This window comes from Streptomyces africanus, from assembly GCF_002150735.1.
Taxonomy (GTDB): Bacteria; Actinomycetota; Actinomycetes; order Streptomycetales; family Streptomycetaceae; genus Streptomyces; species Streptomyces africanus.
Genome location: NZ_MUKA01000081.1, coordinates 17,149 through 34,718, shown reverse-complemented (window position 1 = coordinate 34,718; position 17,570 = coordinate 17,149). Strand labels below are relative to the sequence as shown.

Below are 17,570 nucleotides of genomic sequence, written 5' to 3'. Positions count from 1 at the left end.
GAACTGCGCGATCAGCCACGAACAACGGTCAGCCCGCAGACAACCGCAGCCCCCACCCCCTACCCGGTCATCAACCGAGCGCGGACTTCACCACATCAGCCAACCGCCCGGCCACAGACCGAGCCTGCTCGATATCAGCCGCCTCCACCATCACGCGCACCAACGGCTCGGTCCCCGAGGACCGCAACAACACCCGCCCGGTAGCGCCCAGCTCCCGCTCCGCGTCGGCAACCGCCGAGGACAACTCGGCCGACGTCGTCACCCGGGACTTGTCGACATCCCGCACATTGATCAGCACCTGCGGCAGCCGCTCCATCACAGACGCCAGCTCCCGCAGCGGACGCCCGCTCTGCGCGACCCGCGCCGCCAGCAGCAGCCCGGTCAGCGTGCCGTCACCCGTCGTCGCGTGGTCGAGGATGATCACGTGCCCGGACTGCTCGCCCCCGAGGGCGAACCCGTGCTCCTTCATCTCCTCCAGCACGTACCGGTCGCCCACGGCCGTCTGCACGAGCCGGATGCCCTCGCGCTCCATGGCGAGCTTGAAGCCCAGGTTGGACATCACCGTCGCCACGACCGTATCGGCCCGCAGCGTGGACGCCTCCCGCATGGCCAGGGCGAGCACGGCCAGGATCTGGTCGCCGTCCACCTCCTCGCCGGTGTGGTCCACGGCGAGGCACCGGTCGGCGTCCCCGTCGTGCGCGATGCCCAGGTCGGCCCCGTGCTCGACGACGGCGGCCTTGATCTTGTCCAGGTGCGTGGAGCCGCAGCCGTCGTTGATGTTGAGCCCGTCCGGCTCGGCCCCGATCGTGACGACCTCGGCACCGGCCCGCTGGAACGCCTCGGGCGAGACCCGGGAAGCGGCGCCGTGCGCCTCGTCGAGGACGACCTTCAGCCCGTCGAGACGGTGCGGCAGGACGCGCAGCAGATGCTCGACGTACCGGTCGGCGCCCTCCTCGGACTCGCGCACGCGGCCCACTCCGGCCCCGGTCGGCCGGTCCCACGGGGCGCCGGTGCGGTGCTCCTCGTAGACGGACTCGATCCGGTCCTCCAGCTCGTCGGCGAGCTTGTGCCCGCCGCGGGCGAAGAACTTGACGCCGTTGTCGGGCATGGCGTTGTGACTCGCGGAGAGCATCACACCGAGGTCGGCGCCGAGTTCGCCGGTCAGGTACGCCACCGCCGGCGTCGGGAGCACGCCGACCCGCAGGACGTCCACGCCGGCGCTGGCGAGACCCGCGACCACGGCGGCCTCCAGGAACTCCCCGGACGCGCGCGGATCACGCCCGACCACCGCGGTCGGCCGGTGCCCCTCGAACGTGCCCGCCTCGGCCAGTACGTGCGCCGCGGCCACGGAGAGGCCGAGGGCCATCTCCGCCGTCAGATCCGCGTTGGCGACACCGCGCACGCCGTCCGTGCCGAAGAGTCGTCCCACTGTGGTGTCCTCCGAATTGCGAGAGAGTGCGGCTCCAGTACATCCCCGGGGACGGTCCGACATCCACAGGGGTGGTGTACGGGAACGCCCCGGCGGCACAGAACGTGCCGCCGGGGCGATCGTTGCGAAATCAGGCGCAACGTTGCGAAGACAGTCGCAACGACAGCGACGCGATTAGCGCTTGCTGTACTGCGGGGCCTTGCGGGCCTTCTTCAGACCGGCCTTCTTGCGCTCGACCGCACGGTCGTCGCGCTTGAGGAAGCCGGCCTTCTTGAGCGGGCCGCGGTTGTTGTCGACGTCCGCCTCGTTCAGCGCGCGGGCGACACCGAGACGGAGCGCACCGGCCTGGCCGGAGACACCGCCACCGGAGATGCGGGCGACGACGTCGTAGCGGTCGTCCAGCTCGAGCACCTTGAAGGGCTCGTTGACTTCCTGCTGGTGCACCTTGTTCGGGAAGTAGTCCTCGAGGGTGCGACCGTTGATCTTCCACTTGCCGGTGCCCGGAACGATCCGGACACGGGCGATGGCGTTCTTGCGACGGCCCAGGCCGGCGGCCGGCTGGGGCTCGCCGAAGCGGGAGGCCATGGACTCCGAGGTGTACTCGCCCTCGACGGGGACCTCGGACTCGGTGGTGTAGCTGTCGATGTCAAGCTCTTCGAGCGGCTGCTCGGCAGTGGTCTCGGCCACGATTCTCCTCAGATTCTCTTCAGTCTTAGGGGGTGGCCGGACTTACTGCGCGACCTGGGTGATCTCGTACGGCTGCGGCTGCTGCGCGCCGTGCGGGTGCTGGTCACCCTTGTAGACCTTCAGCTTCGAGAGCATCTGACGGCCCAGAGTGTTCTTGGGGAGCATGCCCTTGACGGCCTTCTCGATGGCCTTCTCGGGGTTCTTGTCGAGCAGCTCGTCGTAGCGGACGGAGCGCAGACCACCCGGGTAGCCGGAGTGGCGGTACGCCATCTTCTGGGTCCGCTTGTTGCCGGACAGGTGCACCTTGTCCGCGTTGATGATGATGACGAAGTCACCAGCGTCGACGTGGGGCGCGTAGATCGGCTTGTGCTTGCCCCGGAGGAGGGTCGCTGCGGTGGTGGCGAGACGACCCAGGACAACGTCCTGAGCGTCGATGACGTGCCACTGGCGCGTCACATCGCCGGGCTTGGGGCTGTACGTACGCACGGTTCGTAGCCTTCGCTTCGAGTGAATGGTCCATAACAGGTCACCGAAACGATCACGACAGCCTTGACCGCACAGCGGTGACGCAAACCGCGTGCTGGTCGCTGGTCATCGGCCCGGTGGACCGGTGTAAGGGCCCGTCCCGTGAGAATGAGCAAGCCAATACACAACGAAAGAGCAGAATACCGGGGCTCACCACACGGGTCAAAACGCGGGATCATCACCGCCGGTCGGCTACGGAGAAGAACAGGCCGGCACAGAGGGTCACGGCCCTCCGCAGCGTCCGGCGCCGCACCGGCCGCACCGGTGGCACATAGGGAAACACCGACGACAACAGCACATCGGCGAGCGCCCCGGCGCACCGGCGCGGCAGACAGCCGCCGCGGCGCGGCCGACGCAGCACCCGCAGCACTCCGGCCGCGACCGACGGCCACACCCCGATCGCGGCCGCGGCCGACGGCCAGGACCACAGGCACACCAGCAGCACACCGGTCGGCAACAGTCGCCCCAACCACCCGCAGATGTCGCCTTTGCCCGTCCGCATGGGAGGAATGCTAGGGGGCTTCTGATGGATCTCCGTGGAAGAAGGAGCGGCGGTCGGTGCGTGCTCTCGGTGCGCCGGGCGGGAGGCCTCGATGGGGGTCCCCCCGCGCGAGCGAAGCCGAGCGTGGGGGAGGAGCTACTAGGCCTTTCGTCCGGTGCGGCGAGAGTGCGTGCCGGGCGTCGCGACGCCGCGGAGATCCATCAGAAGCCCCCTAGGTGCTCCGGGGCCCGTCCAGGCGGACCAGCACGCCCCATGTCCCGTCTAAGATGCGCCCCATGAGCTTTGGGCAGGGGGGACCTCAGTCCCAGTGGGATCCCTGGAAACCGCAGTCGCAGCAGCCCTGGAACAGCGGGGGCGGCCAGTCTCCGGACTGGGCCGCGCTCGCCGAGGCGTCCGAGGCCCGTAACAGGCGACGCCGGCTGTTCCTGGTCGGCGGCGGCGCGCTCGCCACCGTCGCGATCGGCGCCGCCGTCGCCGTGGCCGTGGTCTCCGCGGGCGGCGACAGCAGCCAGGCGGGCAGCCCGACCTCCCAGGTGCCCTCGGCCGACATCCCGAGCGAGTCCGCCTCGGCCCCGTCGTTCGCCCCGACCAGCGCCCCGCCCCCGCTGGACCCGAAGGACTTCATCGCCAGCGCGAAGAAGGACACGGCTCCGCTCGGCCCGGACACCCTCTTCCCCGGCACGCAGCTGACCATGGGCGAGACGACGTACAAGAAGGGCCCCACGGCCGACACGAAGAACTGCGCCTCGGCGTCGGGCGGCACGCTCCCGAAGATCCTCGCGGCGAACGACTGCACGCGCCTGATACGCGTCACCTACTCCGCGGACGGCATAGCCGTGACGGTCGGCGTGGCGGTCTTCGACACCGAGGCGCAGGCCGCCAAGGCCAAGGGCCAGACCAACAAGAAGAGCTTCGTCAAGTCGCTCTCGGGCGGCGGCGTGAAGCCCTTCTGCGAATCCGGGTTCTGCCGTACGACCAGCAACTCCTACGGCCGCTACGCCTACTTCACCAACGCCGGCTTCACCAGCGGCAAGGACGTGACGACGAAGGACACCGAGGTGTTCGCCACGGGCGACAACCTCCAGCTGTTCACGTTCCGGCAGATCCACCGCCGCGGCCAGGCGCAGGCGTCGGCGGCGGCCGACGGGTGACCGGCCGCCGCGCGCCCGGTCACAGCCGCTTCGCGCTGCGCAGCGTCTTGGCGTAGTAGCCGTTGCCGTCCAGCCGGGACACTCCGCCGACATCGCCGATGGTCGGTCCGTTGACCTCCTCGCGGCTGGAGACGAAGAGCAGGTGGCCCTCGGTGTCGTAGCCGAGCACCATGCCGACGTGGTCCAGGCGCTGCTTGGTCCGGGTGTCGAGCTTGAAGAAGACGAGGTCCCCGGGCTGGAGCTGGTCGATGCCGGTGGGCCGGTCCTTGGGCGAGATGCCCGTGAGCGGCAGGATGTCGGCACCCTCCTTGGAGCGGGCCATGCCGTTGGCGGTGCGCGGCAGGCCGTCGCCCGAGTCGTCCGAGGACATCAGCGGGTAGCGGGCGCGGTAGCCGAACACCATCCGCATGTATCCCGAGCAGTCGACCGACCGGGCGCGCGCGGTCTCCGGCTGCCCGATCACGCCGTCCCGGAAGGGGTACGGGACGCCGAGGTAGTCGTAGAAGTCGGACTGCTCCAGACGCAGGTCGCCGCCCTCCGCCCCGGTCGTGTTGAGGGGCCCGAAGTTGGCGTCACCGGCGTAGACGGTGCCCTGCTCGTCCTTCTTCTGCTTGGCGCCGGCGACGTACTGGAAGGCGATGGCCAGGAGGTCGTCCTCCTTTTTGGACTCGTACTCGGCGTACCAGTCCTTGAACCACTTCTCCTTGTCGGCGCCCTTCTTCCAGGGCTCGGGCATGAGGCGGACCCAGTCCGTCGTGGAGACCTTGGAGCTCGTCGAGGAGGGCTCGGTGAAGGTGCGGGCCGGTCCGGTCAGGGTCGCGGTGCGCGCCCCGTCGGTGAACACCGCCTTGACCTGGCCGTCGGACCCGCGCAGCACGGAGCGGGCGGGGTTCTCCAGCCGGGACCAGCTCTCCCCGCCCTTGTCGCGGGTCTTCGCCGCGCCGCCGGCCCGGTCCGAGCCGTCCAGCACGCCGACGTTCGTGATCTCCGGGACGCCCTTGTCCTCCTGCTTGCGCAGCTCCACGGTGAGGTAGCCGGAGGTCACGACGAGCCCCAGCACCACGAGGCCGGAGAGGACCGGCCGCGATTTCTTCTTCCCTGCCATGTGTTCTCTCCTGGGTGGTCGGTCGCCGGGACGCCGGTCTCAGACGGTGGGCATGATGCCGAGCAGCAGTCCGGCGGCGACGACGATGTAGGCCATGAGCGAGACGGTGCCGGTCGCCAGCAGCGTCGCCCCCTTGGGCTGGCGGACCATCTGGTACGCGATCAGGCCGGGCACGATGAAGCCGAGGGTCTGGTTGCCGTAGAGCAGCGGGAACTCGATCGACAGCACGATCATCACGGTGGCCTGGAGCAGCACGCCCAGCAGGACCACCGCGGCGAACAGCCGCTTGCCGTAGAGGATCACGAGCCGCTGCATGACCTTGGTGCCCGCGTAGGTGAGGGCGGTGACGCCGACGACCATGGCCGCCCGCTGGAGGTCCTCGATGAGGGTCAGGGCGAGCCAGCCGGGCGTGATCATGCCGCCGGGCGACAGGTTGGTGGTCAGGTAGCACAGCAACGAGAAGAACAGGCCGATGGCGATGCCGAGGGCGGCCATCTCGGGGGTCAGGGCGGCGGTGGTCAACGAGGTCTCCGGGCACGGGTGCGGGTGCGGGGCGAGCGGTGGGCGTGAGGCGTGGGGTCCCGCCCGTGGACGTCAGGAACGGGGAGGCTGCCCCCTGTCGTCGGCCGGGGCGTACCCGTAGGACTCGTCGGTGTACTGCTGCCAGGTCTGCTGGGCCGGAGCGGCGTACGGCCCCTGCTGGTAGGGACCGGGGCCGTCGTACCCGGCGTCGGCGTACGGCCCCGACGGCTGGACGGGGATGCGGACCACCGGGATCTCCTGGGTCTGGGAGGCCTGGTAGCGCTCCTCATAGGCCATGGGGTACGAGGCGTAGGGGTCCAGGCGCGCCGGCTGGGCCGGTGCGGCCGTGGCCGAGGGCGCGTCGGTGTCGGCGGGCGCGGACTCGTCCGCCGGGAGTTCGGCCAGGTACTCCAGCAGCTCCTCGCCCTGGCCGTGGATGTTGCCGATGGCGACCAGGGAGGAGTCGGCGGCGAGGCGCCCCAGCAGGGCGGGCATGAACTCCTCGGCCGAGCGCCGTTCGCCGCCGAGGTCGACCGCGCGGTCGCGCCATTCGGCGGGGATGGCGTCGATCGCGCTCTTGGCGGGGTGCCCGATGACGAAGACGTGGTCCGGCTGGAGGTCGGGGATGATCTCGCCCATCTGCCCGTTGCGCTCGACGCGGTCGGGGCGGCAGTTGATCACGACGTTCAGCGGCCGGTGGATGGCTCCCAGGTCGAGCAGCTGGTTGATGTTCATCAGCGTCGACTCGGGGTCGTTGGCCGCGAAGACGTTGGCGAAGGCGAGCCGCTTGCCCTCGGGCGTCGCGTAGCGCTCGACGGACAGCACGCCGGGGTCCGGCGGGGCGTCGTACATGCCCTGCAGGGCGACCCGCCGTTCCACGCCGAGCAGTTCGGCCACGACGAGGGCGATCGCGACGTTCTCCTTGAAGGTGAACCAGCTGAAGCCGCGCAGCTCCTCGTCGGTGACGGTCTCCGGGTCGGCGTAGATCAACTGGCAGTTCCTGGCGTCGGCCTCCTCCTGGAGGATGTGGAAGCGCTCCTTCTCGGCGGTGACGCAGATGCCGTCCTCCGGCATGGAGCGGCACAGCGACCGCGCCACGTCGTCGAGGGTGGGCCCCATCTCGGCGAGGTGGTCCTCGCGGACGTTGCACAGCACGCCGATCGTGGAGCGGATCAGCTTGCTCTGGTTCACCTCCTGCAGGGCCGGCATGACGGCCATGCACTCGATGACGAGGGCGTCGGGCCGGTAGGTGGCGGCCCGGCGCACGATGCCGATCTGCTCCACCACGTTGGCGATGCCGAACTTGCGGTAGACCGGCTCCTCGGTGGCGTCGGGGTGGATGAACCGGGCCGCCGTGCCCGTGGTCTTCGCCACGGTGACCAGGTCGCCGCCGCGCAGCGCCCCGGCGCACAGCCGGGTGATGGAGGACTTGCCGCGGATGCCGTTCACGAGCACGCGCGACGGGATGCTGTGCAGGCCGGCGTAGTGCCGGCGCTGTTCCACGATGCCCGCCACCAGCAGCAGCACGCTGCCGGTGAGCAGGACGAAGTACAGATAGAGCACGGCTGGGTCACCTTCCCCGAACGCCGGCTTCCGGCTCCGCGAGCCGGCGTGCCTGGGTCTGCTTACGGGCCTGGAGTTGCTGGCGCAGCAGTTCGAGGCTGCGTACGACGGCGCCGACCTCGTCCTGGTAGCGGGGGTAGTGCACGGACTTGAGGTCGCCGTCGGCCAGCTTCTCCACACTGGCCGCCAGGGCCCGCATCGGCCGGGCCACGACCAGGTACACCCAGCCGAGGCAGACGACGATCAGGGCCAGCCCGAGCAGTCCGGCCAGGACGCTGCGGTCCTCGCGTTCGTACGGGGTGATCTGGAAGTCCTTGGCGTTCTGCCAGCTGACCACCGTCCAGCCGACGTCGGCCGCGGCGACCGTGGTCCCGCGTCCCTCGCGGATCAGCAGGCCGTTCTCGACGGGACCGGCGCCGACGTGGACGCTGCCGGCCCGGACGAGGTCGGTGAGCGCGTCGCGGGGCAGTTTCTCGAAGGCCAGGAAGCCGTCGCTGGCGGCGATGGTCTCCGTCTTGGCGTCCACCACGCGGACCTCGCCGAGCCCGGGCCGCTTCAGCAGCGAGTTGAGGAACTCGACCCGGACCTCGCCGACCAGGGTCATGTCCTTGTGGTCCGGCAGGGGCGCGGCGGCCTGGACGACCGGCTTCTTGCCGCCCTTGCCGGCGACCCGGACCAGCGGCAGGTCGTCCCCGTCGGCGAAGCCGGCGCGCGGCTCCTTGCCCGCGCGGGCGACGATCTCGCCGTTCTCGTCGAGGAGGTACAGCGCCTGGTAGCGGGTGTGCTCGCGGAGGGTCTCGTCCAGCAGTGCCGTGCCGGCGTCGGCGTCGGCCGGGTCGATCAGCCGGGACGTGGAGACCAGGTCCGCCTGCGCCTCGTTGAGCGCCCGGCGCACCCGGTCGGCGACCAGGTCGGTACGGTCGCGCTGGTCCGCGACCATGCTGGCCGGGATGCTGACGGAGTCGTCGGTGCGGTTCAGCAGGAGGCCGACGGGCAGGCACCACAGCAGCAGCAGGACGGCGGTCAGTGCGAGCGGCCCGCGCACCCCGAAGCGCCCCTTGACGCGCTGGCGGCCGCCGGGATCATCGGCCGGGCCGCCCAGCTGCGCGCGCAGCCTCTCCAGGGCGGAACCGATGCGGGCGGCCTCACCCCAGCGGGGCACGTCCACCGGGCGGGTCAGGTCGCCCCGGGCCAGTCGGCGGGACTCCAGGAACAGCCGCAGCAGCGGCCGCTGCACGGTCGCCCACAGCACGGCCGCGGCGAGCAGTCCGAGCACCACCAGGGCGCCGGCCGCCAGCAGCCCGTACAGCTCCCGGTCCGGACCGGCGGCCTGCTGCTGGACCACGGGCAGCATGGCGACGACGGTGAGCCCGAGGCCCGCGCCGACGCTCTTCTTCTCCTCCGGGTCGGAGGAGGAGAGGGAGGCGTAACCGGCCGTGGCGACACGGCCGTTGTAGCTCGCGCCCACCAGGGTCCCGCTGACCCCGGGGTAGCCGTGGGAGCCCGGTTCCCTGGCGCTGACCGGGTCCTGCTCACTCTCGCGTGCCGCCCGGGCGGACAGCCCGCTCATCTGCTTCTGGAGGAAGCCCAGCTCCTTGCGCTCCTGGTCGGAGTTGAGCGACTCGGACTGCTCGAAGCCGGCCGTGGCCAGGATCTCCCCGCCGGTGGCGACGACCGCCATGGAGCGGAACTGGCCCAGGTTGATGGCCGGCACGGACAGGCTGTTGGAGGCGAGCAGCAGCTGCTGGGGCCGGTCGTCGAAGTCGAGGACCGCCATGGTCATCAGCCGTACGTCGCCGGTCTCCAGCCGCACCATGCGGGGCTTGAGGGCCGTGTCCCCGGTGAGGACGTCCTTGTCCAGCCATCCGAGGGGAATCGTTTCACCTCTGGCGGCCAGCACCTTGCCGCTCTCCAGGTCCAGGACCGTGGTGCCCGTCCACTTCTGGTACGTCTTCCCCAGGTCGGACAGGACGCGCTCGGGCTTGACCGGCGGCCCCGCGTTCAGCGCGGCGGCGGTGCGGTTCAGGTCGGTGACCCGCTCGTCGATGGAGGCGCGCAGGGCGATGGCGCCGTCCTCCGCGAAGTGCTGCTGCGAGGAGAGCACCGCCTGCGGTACGGCCTGCTCGCCGGCGGGGCCGAGCACCTGGGCGGTGAGGCCGGCGAGGGCCAGCACCAGCACGCACAGCAGCGCGATCGGGGGACGGACGCCGCCCAGCAGCGGCATGTCCGCGCGTCGTCGGCTGCGTCGCCGTCCTCCCTTCACGGGGTGCACGGCGCGGGTGGGTGTCACCGGTGGTCTCCTGGGGCCTCTGGGTGAAGAACGGCCGCACCGCACACCGCTCCCGGGGGAGGGGTGACGGACCGCCGTATACAAGACTGTTGGGAAGGGCCGAGGTTGTGCCGCTCGTCCCCGTGTGCGCTGTGGTGCTAGTCACCCTCCAGCGTGAGTTCCTTCAGGCCGTCGCCGCCCGGCGCCCCGCGGTTGTACAGGAAGCCGCGCGTGCGGTCGGCCGCCAGCCGGTAGCGCGCGAGCCGCTCCTCGGAGAGGTCGCCGGGCTCGTCGAGCGCCCGCCGCACGTCCACCACCCGGTGGTCCTCGACCGCGTCGGCGGGCGGCTTCTCACCGGCCTCCACCTCGGGCGGGAGCTCCACCAGCGTCGTGGCGTAGCGGGCGGAGACGTCCCAGCCGTCGGTCGTCTCGCGGAACTCGAACCAGCCGATCGCGCCCTCCTCGGTGAGCCCGGTGGGCGAGGAGTGCCGGGCGACCTGGTTGCCCAGGCTGTAGGCGACCCAGGTGCCGTTCACCTTCTGGATCGGCTGCACCACGTGGGCGTGGTGCCCGATCACCAGGTCGACCCCGGTCTCCTCGGTGAGCCGCTCCGCCAACTGCAGTTGGGGGACGCTCGGCTCGTTGTAGTGCTCGAGCCCCCAGTGGACCGAGAGGATGACCACCTCGGCGCCCTTCTCGCGGGCCCGGGCCTCGGCCTTCTTGATGGCGTCCGTGTCGATCTGGTTGAACGCCCACTTCTCCTTCTCCGGCGTCGGGTTCAGGAACGACATCCAGGAGAACGCGAGATGGGCGACCTTGACGCCGTTCACGTCACGGATGTTGATCCGTTCCGCCTCCTCGGGCGTGCGGGCCGAACCGGTGTGGCCGAGGCCGGCCTTGTCCATGGCGTTCAGCGTGCGCCTGACGGCCCCGAGGCCGTGGTCGTAGGTGTGGTTGGAGGCCGTCGAGCAGGTGTCGTAGCCCACGTCCTTGAGCGTCGTCAGGATCTGCGGCGGGACGAGGAACTCCGGGTACCCCTCGAAGGGGCCCCGCGGCTTTCCGACGGGCGTCTCCATGTGACAGATGGCCAGGTCGGCCTTGCTGATGACCGGCTTGATCCCGGCGAGCAGCGGCCCGAAGTCCAGCCCGGCCTCCCCCTCGCCGGTCTTCTTGGCATCCTTGGCGGCCTGGTCGACCAGCTCGGGGTGGATCAGCACGTCACCGGCGGCGGCGACGGTGAAGGAGCGGCCGCCCGGCTTCACCTGCGGTGCGGAGGCCGCGGAAGTGCATGCGGTCGCCACGGCGACGGTGGCCAGGAAAGCGGTTGCCGCCCGGGCTATCCGGAGAGGATTGCGAAGTGTCACCGCATCATATTCACATGAAGCACACATGCACCACGGACGTTGCCATCACAAGACAGTCACATTTGACTCGTATTCTGGTCCAAATCGGACTCATACTGGCCTTGTTCGGCTGCCAGTCGGCAACAGACCGGTCAACGGACGACTCTCCTCCGCACGCCCGGGAGCTGGTGGACGTCCGCAGCAGGATCCTCGCCTACACGGCCGGCCTGGAGCCCGACGCCGCGTACACCCCGCCGGACGACACCCAGCGCGAGCGCGTCGCCGAGGGCGTCGGCCACCTCCTGGACGGCGACACCGCACAGGCCGAACGACTGCTCGCCCCCCTGGGCCTCAAGCTCACCCGCCTCACCGACACGCAGTCCGGCCGCAGGTACGACGAGATCGCCGCCGCCCGCCCGGGCCGGGCCGAACGCTGGGGGCGCCTCTACCTGACCGCCGACTCCGACGTCCGCTGGAACGCCCAGGTGCCGCACCCGGTCTCCGACCAGGACACCGAACACCTCGGCGTGCGGCTCCTGGAGGACAACCCCGGCGGCTCGCTGGTCCTGGCCGGCGCGCACCGCGAGGCGGGCCGGGACGACGCCGCCGATGTCGCCCACCGGGAGGACAGCCTCTTCCACACCCTCGTCGTGGAGCTCCAGAAACATGACGTCCCGGGCGTCCAACTGCACGGCTTCGCCCGGGACTCGGACCGCCCCTACGAGGCGGTCCTCTCCACCGGAGCCGCGCGCAGCACCTTCACCGAGGCCGCCGCCCTGGCCGACGGCATGCAGGCCGACGGGCTGCGGGTCTGCCGGGCGTGGTCGGCTCGCTGCCCCCTGGAAGGCACCACCAACGTCCAGGGCAGGGCCGCGGAGCGCCACCACGCCCGGTTCCTCCACGTGGAGCTCTCCCCCAAGGCACGGGGCGACGGCAACGACGCCGACGCCGCCGCACGGGCCCTCTCCGGGCTGGTCACCACCTGGAACTCCGCCCGCCGGTGAGGAACAGCTGAAAGCGGGTCAGCAGCACCCCGCCGAGGGCAACGACCGCTTGTTCCGCGCCTCCTTGCTGCGCGCGGCCAGCAACTCGTCGGCCGGGTAGCCGACCTCCTCCAGTGTCAGCCCGTGCGGCCGTACGACGTGCACGGCCGAGTCCCGTACGCCCGCCGCCAGCACCTTCGCCGGCCAGTCCGGCGGCCGGTGCCCGTCGCCCACGAACAGCAGCGCCCCGATGAGCGAGCGCACCATGTTGTGGCAGAAGGCGTCGGCCCGCACGGTCGCGGTGATGATGCCGTCGTCGCCTTTGTCCAGGCTCAGCTCCTGGAGCGTGCGGATGGTGGTGGCCCCCTCCCGCTTCTTGCAGTAGGCGGCGAAGTCGTGCTCCCCGAGCAGCCGCCGCGCGGCCTCGTTCATGGCGTCGACGTCCAGGGGCCAGTCGTGCCACAGCACATGGTTGCGCAGCAGCGGATCGACGCCCCCGGGATTGTCGGTGACCCGGTACGCGTACCGCCGCCAGACCGCAGAGAACCGCGCGTTGAAGCCACTGGGCGCCTCCCTGAGGGCCCACACCCGTACGTCCCTGGGCAGCCGCCCGGCGAGCCGCTTCAGCAGCTTCTGGTGGTGCTCGGCCCAGACCTCACGCGGCAGATCGACATGCGCCACCTGCCCCCGGGCATGCACCCCGGCATCGGTACGCCCCGCCACGGTCAGCTCGTACGTCTGCCCCGACCTCGTCACGGTCCGCAGGGCGTCCTCGATCTCCCCCTGCACGGTCCGCCGCCCCCCGGCCTGCTTGGCCCACCCGGAGAACTCGCTCCCGTCGTACGACAGATCGAGCCGCACACGAACAAACCCGGGTGCCACTTCATCACTCACACGCAGATCCTCTCAGAACACAAAAGCGGGCCCGCCCCTTGAAAAGGAACGGACCCGCCAACGCCCTCTCAGGGGCGCGGGGAACTGCGCGAACAACCACGACGAAGCCGCAGCCGCCGACGAACAGCCCCCGGCAGACGCTCAGGCGTCCTTGGACTCCTCGGCGTCCTCGGCCTTGGTCACATCGACCTGAGCCTCGGCAGCCTCGGCGTCCTTGGCGGCACGCTTGGTCGCGGCCTCGGCCTCACCCGTCGCCTCCTGCGCCACCGTCAGCGCCTCGACCAGCTCGATGACAGCCATGGGCGCGTTGTCGCCACGGCGGTTACCGATCTTGGTGATGCGGGTGTAGCCACCCGGACGGTTCTCGTAGCGCGGGCCGATCTCGGTGAAGAGCGTGTGGACGATGCTCTTGTCCGTGATGACCTGGAGCACCTGACGGCGGTTGTGAAGGTCGCCCTTCTTCGCCTTGGTGACCAGACGCTCGGCGTACGGGCGCAGCTTGCGCGCCTTCGCCTCGGTGGTGGTGATGCGGCCGTGCTCGAACAGCGACTTCGCGAGGTTCGCGAGCATCAGCTTCTCGTGCGCGGCGCTGCCGCCCATACGGGCACCCTTGGTGGGCTTCGGCATGGTGTTTCTCCTAGGTGTCTGCCCCGGCCGTATCAGGTACCGGGGTCAGTATCCGAGCGAGCGGTTGCCCGTCGGAGATCCGGGGTGTCCCCCGGAAGGGGCGCGGGGCCGCGACATTATGCGGCTCCGCCGCGCGGGCGCGACCAAGCACAGCGCACCCGCGCCCGAAATCGAACCGGTGGTCCCGAGCCCTTAGTACTGCTCGGTCTCGACGAAACCGGCGTCCGCGTCGTCATCGGCCCCGAAGGCATCCGCCGCAGCGGTCGGGTCGAATCCGGGCGGGCTGTCCTTCAGGGCCAGGCCCATGCCGGCCAGCTTCGCCTTGACCTCGTCGATGGACTTCGCACCGAAGTTGCGAATGTCGAGGAGGTCGGCCTCAGAACGAGCCACGAGCTCACCCACGCTGTGGATGCCCTCACGCTTGAGGCAGTTGTACGACCGAACGGTGAGCTCCAGCTCCTCGATCGGCAGCGCCAGATCGGCGGCGAGGGCGGCGTCCGTGGGGGACGGGCCCATGTCGATGCCCTCGGCGTCGATGTTCAGCTCGCGGGCGAGACCGAACAGCTCGACCAGGGTCTTACCGGCGGAGGCCATGGCGTCACGGGGACGCATCGCCTGCTTGGTCTCGACGTCGACGATCAGCTTGTCGAAGTCGGTCCGCTGCTCGACACGCGTGGCCTCGACCTTGTACGTGACCTTGAGCACCGGCGAGTAGATCGAGTCGACCGGGATCCGGCCGATCTCCTGGCCGACCTGCTTGTTCTGCACGGCGGAGACGTAACCGCGGCCGCGCTCGACCGTCAGCTCCATCTCCAGCTTGCCCTTGCCGTTGAGCGTGGCGAGGACGAGGTCGGGGTTGTGCACCTCGACACCGGCCGGCGGCGCGATGTCGGCGGCGGTGACCAGACCCGGGCCCTGCTTGCGCAGGTACATCACGACCGGCTCGTCGTGCTCCGAGGAGACGACCAGCTGCTTGATGTTGAGGATCAGGTCGGTGACGTCCTCCTTGACGCCCGGCACGGTGGTGAACTCGTGCAGGACACCGTCGATGCGGATGGACGTGACCGCCGCACCCGGGATCGAGGAGAGGAGGGTCCGGCGGAGGGAGTTGCCGAGGGTGTAACCGAAGCCCGGCTCCAGCGGCTCGATCACGAACCGGGAGCGGAACTCGTCGACGACCTCTTCGGTCAACGAGGGACGCTGAGCGATCAGCATGTGTGGATCAGATCCTTCAGTCGGGGGCGCCCGCTATATGACGCCCGACTCGACCGTCCCCGACGAAAAGGGACGGGTACTGCAAGGGTACGGGCGATACGGCCCTTTTACGGAGCCGTACCGCCCGAAAACCGAGAACCCGAAGGCGTCGCGTCAGACGCGGCGGCGCTTCGGCGGACGGCAGCCGTTGTGCGGGGTCGGGGTGACGTCCTGGATGGAGCCGACCTCGAGACCGGTCGCCTGGAGCGAACGGATGGCGGTCTCACGACCGGAACCCGGGCCCTTGACGAACACGTCGACCTTGCGCATGCCGTGCTCCTGGGCGCGGCGGGCAGCCGACTCGGCGGCCATCTGCGCGGCGAACGGCGTGGACTTCCGGGAGCCCTTGAAGCCGACGTGGCCGGCGGAGGCCCAGGAGATCACGTTGCCGGACGGGTCCGTGATCGAGACGATCGTGTTGTTGAACGTGCTCTTGATGTGCGCGTGGCCGTGAGCGACGTTCTTCTTTTCCTTGCGGCGCACCTTCTTGGCAGCGCCCTGACGACCCTTGGGGGGCATCTATAACTCCTACGGGAGGTGGTCGGTCCTGCAGCGAAGACCGCTGACGAGCGTCCGCTGAGGACTACTTCTTGCCCGGCTTCTTCTTGCCGGCGATGGCGCGACGCGGGCCCTTGCGGGTGCGGGCGTTGGTGCTGGTGCGCTGACCGCGGACGGGCAGGCCGCGGCGGTGACGCAGACCCTGGTAGGTACCGATCTCGACCTTGCGGCGGATGTCGGCCTGGATCTCGCGACGGAGGTCACCCTCGGTCTTGATGTTGTTGTCGACGAACTCGCGGATCGCGACGAGCTGCTCCTCGGAGAGGTCGCGAACGCGGGTGTTCGGGTCGACGCCGGTGGCGGCCAGCGTCTGCTGCGAGAGGGTCCGGCCAATGCCGAACACGTAGGTGAGGGCGATCTCCACGCGCTTGTCGCGCGGGATGTCAACACCGGAAACGCGTGCCATTCAATGGCTCCAGTTACTTGACGGAGGTCTTCCGCAGAACCGACTCCCAGCCGCCGTACGAGGTACGAACTGGGTCCCCGGCCTCCGACCGGGGGTGTCAGACCCGAAGGTCCGGGTCCTGCGTATGAACATATTCAGCTTGCGTCGCGCGAATCCCTGCGATGAAGGCAGAGGGATCGGTCGTGCGTCAGCCCTGGCGCTGCTTGTGGCGCGGGTTGTCGCAGATGACCATGACCCGGCCGTGACGGCGGATCACCCTGCACTTGTCGCAGATCTTCTTGACGCTCGGCTTGACCTTCATGGGTGAGGTTCTCCGGGTCAGTGCCACCACCCCGGAAGCCGGGGCGCGGGCAAGATCTACTTGTAGCGGTAGACGATCCGGCCACGCGTCAGGTCGTACGGAGACAGCTCCACCACGACCCGGTCGTCAGGGAGGATGCGGATGTAGTGCATACGCATCTTGCCGCTGATGTGTGCCAGGACCTGGTGGCCGTTCTGGAGCTCGACCTTGAACATGGCGTTCGGAAGAGACTCGACGACAGTGCCCTCGATCTCGATGGCACCTTGCTTCTTGGCCACGCTTCGCCCTTCGAATCGACTACCTTGATCGACTCAGTGCGGGCCGCATGCAGACATGCGGATACACAAGAGCCGACGAGTCAGTCTACGACAGGGCCCTCGGAAACACGAATCGAGAGATCCTGCCCCACCGGACAGATCTTTAAGCGCGCCCCACAGGGGCGCGGGGAACTGCGCGAACAACCACGACGCAGCCGCAGCCGCCGAACGACCGCACCGCCCTCCCCGGAAGGCGCTCAGCCCAACGGATCCGGCGCAGCGACAATGCCGAGCTCCGCCAGCTTCGCCTTACCCCCGTCGGGAGCCGTGAGCACGAGCGGCCCCTCCTCCGTCAGCGCGACCGAGTGCTCCCAGTGCGACGACCACGTACCGTCCGTCGTGATGACCGTCCAGTCGTCCTGGAGAACCTCGGTCTTCGGCGTGCCGAGCGACACCATCGGCTCGATCGCGAGGCAGAAGCCCGGCACCAGCTTCGGGCCCTTGCCACGTCGGCGGTCGACGTAGTTCAGCAGATGCGGGTCCATGTGCATCTCGGTGCCGATGCCGTGGCCGCCATAGTCCTCGATGATCCCGTACCGGCCGCCGCCGGGCTTGGGCTGGCGGCGGATGTACGTCTCGATCGCCCGGGAGACGTCGACCAGCCGGTTGCCCTGCTTCATGGCCGCGATGCCGGCCCACATCGACTCCTCGGTCACCCGGGAGAGCTCGACCAGCTCCGGGGCGTGACCGGAGCCCACGAAGGCCGTGTAGGCGGCGTCGCCGTGCCACCCGTCGATGATCGCGCCGCAGTCGATGGAGATGACGTCCCCGTCCTTGAGGACGACGTCGTCGGAGGGGATGCCGTGGACGACGACCTCGTTCACCGAGGTGCAGATGGTCGCGGGGAAGCCGCCGTAGCCGAGGAAGTTCGGCTTGGCGTTGTGCTCGGCGAGCACCTTGCGGGCGACCTGGTCCAGATCCTTCGTCGTCGCCCCGGGCACGGCGGCTTCGCGGGTCGCCGCGTGAATGGCCGCGACGACCAACCCCGCCTCGCGCATCTTGGCGATCTGCTCGGGGGTCTTGATCTGCACCATGGGGGCTACGGCCTTTCTGGACCTTCGGCGACGGTGAACGCCTTCAACGATACGGGGCCGGGCGACGGCCCCGTCCACACAGCAGCCGCGGCCCCCGAGG

The 17,570-nt window shown here is 69.8% G+C and carries 19 protein-coding genes; 2 read left to right on the top strand and 17 right to left on the bottom strand.

The features are described 5' to 3' along the window. Positions 1 to 70: 70 nt before the first annotated feature. The 4 genes from glmM to CCL05_RS13240 all read right to left on the bottom strand — a co-directional run bounded on the left by glmM (position 71) and on the right by CCL05_RS13240 (position 3,143). Complete coding sequence (gene glmM, locus CCL05_RS13255) at positions 71 to 1,429, bottom strand: phosphoglucosamine mutase (protein ID WP_086560695.1); 1,359 nt, start codon at positions 1,427 to 1,429, stop codon at positions 71 to 73. Positions 1,430 to 1,603: 174 nt separating this feature from the next. Further along, the gene (rpsI, locus tag CCL05_RS13250) at positions 1,604 to 2,116 is read right to left on the bottom strand and encodes a 30S ribosomal protein S9 (RefSeq protein ID WP_030854572.1); all 513 of its coding nucleotides are present in this window, start codon (positions 2,114 to 2,116) and stop codon (positions 1,604 to 1,606) included. Between the two features lie 42 nt (positions 2,117 to 2,158). Continuing rightward, positions 2,159 to 2,602 carry a 50S ribosomal protein L13 gene (gene rplM / locus CCL05_RS13245; protein ID WP_010036634.1) on the bottom strand — a complete coding sequence of 148 codons (444 nt, stop codon included), beginning with the start codon at positions 2,600 to 2,602 and terminating at the stop codon, positions 2,159 to 2,161. A 217-nt stretch (positions 2,603 to 2,819) separates the two neighbouring features. Continuing rightward, positions 2,820 to 3,143 carry a hypothetical protein gene (locus CCL05_RS13240; protein ID WP_167409556.1) on the bottom strand — a complete coding sequence of 108 codons (324 nt, stop codon included), beginning with the start codon at positions 3,141 to 3,143 and terminating at the stop codon, positions 2,820 to 2,822. 275 nt (positions 3,144 to 3,418) lie between these two features. On the opposite strand from CCL05_RS13240, the gene CCL05_RS13235 reads away from it, so the two are divergent. After that, the gene (locus tag CCL05_RS13235; protein ID WP_086560694.1) at positions 3,419 to 4,294 is read left to right on the top strand and encodes a hypothetical protein; all 876 of its coding nucleotides are present in this window, start codon (positions 3,419 to 3,421) and stop codon (positions 4,292 to 4,294) included. Positions 4,295 to 4,313: 19 nt separating this feature from the next. Here the strand turns inward: CCL05_RS13235 and CCL05_RS13230 are convergent, their stop codons facing one another. From CCL05_RS13230 to CCL05_RS13210, 5 genes are all read right to left on the bottom strand, one after another. After that, on the bottom strand, positions 4,314 to 5,399 hold the full coding sequence (locus CCL05_RS13230) for an NlpC/P60 family protein (RefSeq protein WP_086560693.1): 1,086 nt from the start codon (positions 5,397 to 5,399) through the stop codon (positions 4,314 to 4,316). Positions 5,400 to 5,438: 39 nt separating this feature from the next. Continuing rightward, a complete protein-coding gene (locus tag CCL05_RS13225) occupies positions 5,439 to 5,921 on the bottom strand; it encodes a poly-gamma-glutamate biosynthesis protein PgsC/CapC (protein ID WP_020276280.1) in 483 nt (160 codons plus the stop codon). 72 nt (positions 5,922 to 5,993) lie between these two features. After that, on the bottom strand, positions 5,994 to 7,484 hold the full coding sequence (gene pgsB / locus CCL05_RS13220; protein ID WP_244204258.1) for a poly-gamma-glutamate synthase PgsB: 1,491 nt from the start codon (positions 7,482 to 7,484) through the stop codon (positions 5,994 to 5,996). Between the two features lie 7 nt (positions 7,485 to 7,491). Then, complete coding sequence (locus tag CCL05_RS13215; protein ID WP_086560692.1) at positions 7,492 to 9,708, bottom strand: HAMP domain-containing protein; 2,217 nt, start codon at positions 9,706 to 9,708, stop codon at positions 7,492 to 7,494. Positions 9,709 to 9,911: 203 nt separating this feature from the next. Beyond that, entirely contained in the window at positions 9,912 to 11,144 is a 1,233-nt protein-coding gene (locus CCL05_RS13210) for a CapA family protein (RefSeq protein ID WP_086560691.1), read from the bottom strand. A 140-nt stretch (positions 11,145 to 11,284) separates the two neighbouring features. Between CCL05_RS13210 and CCL05_RS13205 the strand changes: the two genes are divergently transcribed. Continuing rightward, entirely contained in the window at positions 11,285 to 12,100 is an 816-nt protein-coding gene (locus tag CCL05_RS13205; protein WP_425275914.1) for a hypothetical protein, read from the top strand. 18 nt (positions 12,101 to 12,118) lie between these two features. Here the strand turns inward: CCL05_RS13205 and truA are convergent, their stop codons facing one another. The 8 genes from truA to map form a co-directional block, all read right to left on the bottom strand. Further along, positions 12,119 to 12,973 carry a tRNA pseudouridine(38-40) synthase TruA gene (truA, locus tag CCL05_RS13200; RefSeq protein ID WP_086560690.1) on the bottom strand — a complete coding sequence of 285 codons (855 nt, stop codon included), beginning with the start codon at positions 12,971 to 12,973 and terminating at the stop codon, positions 12,119 to 12,121. A gap of 141 nt (positions 12,974 to 13,114) precedes the next feature. Then, positions 13,115 to 13,600: a 50S ribosomal protein L17 gene (gene rplQ / locus CCL05_RS13195; RefSeq protein ID WP_086560689.1), complete on the bottom strand. Its 486-nt coding sequence runs from the start codon at positions 13,598 to 13,600 to the stop codon at positions 13,115 to 13,117. 192 nt (positions 13,601 to 13,792) lie between these two features. Continuing rightward, positions 13,793 to 14,815, bottom strand: coding sequence for a DNA-directed RNA polymerase subunit alpha (locus CCL05_RS13190; RefSeq protein WP_003966937.1), 1,023 nt, complete (start codon positions 14,813 to 14,815; stop codon positions 13,793 to 13,795). A gap of 153 nt (positions 14,816 to 14,968) precedes the next feature. After that, the gene (gene rpsK / locus CCL05_RS13185) at positions 14,969 to 15,373 is read right to left on the bottom strand and encodes a 30S ribosomal protein S11 (protein ID WP_003956432.1); all 405 of its coding nucleotides are present in this window, start codon (positions 15,371 to 15,373) and stop codon (positions 14,969 to 14,971) included. A 64-nt stretch (positions 15,374 to 15,437) separates the two neighbouring features. Further along, the gene (gene rpsM, locus CCL05_RS13180; RefSeq protein WP_003992375.1) at positions 15,438 to 15,818 is read right to left on the bottom strand and encodes a 30S ribosomal protein S13; all 381 of its coding nucleotides are present in this window, start codon (positions 15,816 to 15,818) and stop codon (positions 15,438 to 15,440) included. Between the two features lie 187 nt (positions 15,819 to 16,005). After that, on the bottom strand, positions 16,006 to 16,119 hold the full coding sequence (rpmJ, locus tag CCL05_RS13175; protein ID WP_003974245.1) for a 50S ribosomal protein L36: 114 nt from the start codon (positions 16,117 to 16,119) through the stop codon (positions 16,006 to 16,008). A 56-nt stretch (positions 16,120 to 16,175) separates the two neighbouring features. Next, positions 16,176 to 16,397 carry a translation initiation factor IF-1 gene (gene infA / locus CCL05_RS13170; protein ID WP_003948620.1) on the bottom strand — a complete coding sequence of 74 codons (222 nt, stop codon included), beginning with the start codon at positions 16,395 to 16,397 and terminating at the stop codon, positions 16,176 to 16,178. 236 nt (positions 16,398 to 16,633) lie between these two features. After that, positions 16,634 to 17,470, bottom strand: a complete 837-nt coding sequence (map, locus tag CCL05_RS13165; protein WP_086560688.1) for a type I methionyl aminopeptidase — start codon at positions 17,468 to 17,470, stop codon at positions 16,634 to 16,636. Between the last annotated feature and the right edge of the window lie 100 nt (positions 17,471 to 17,570).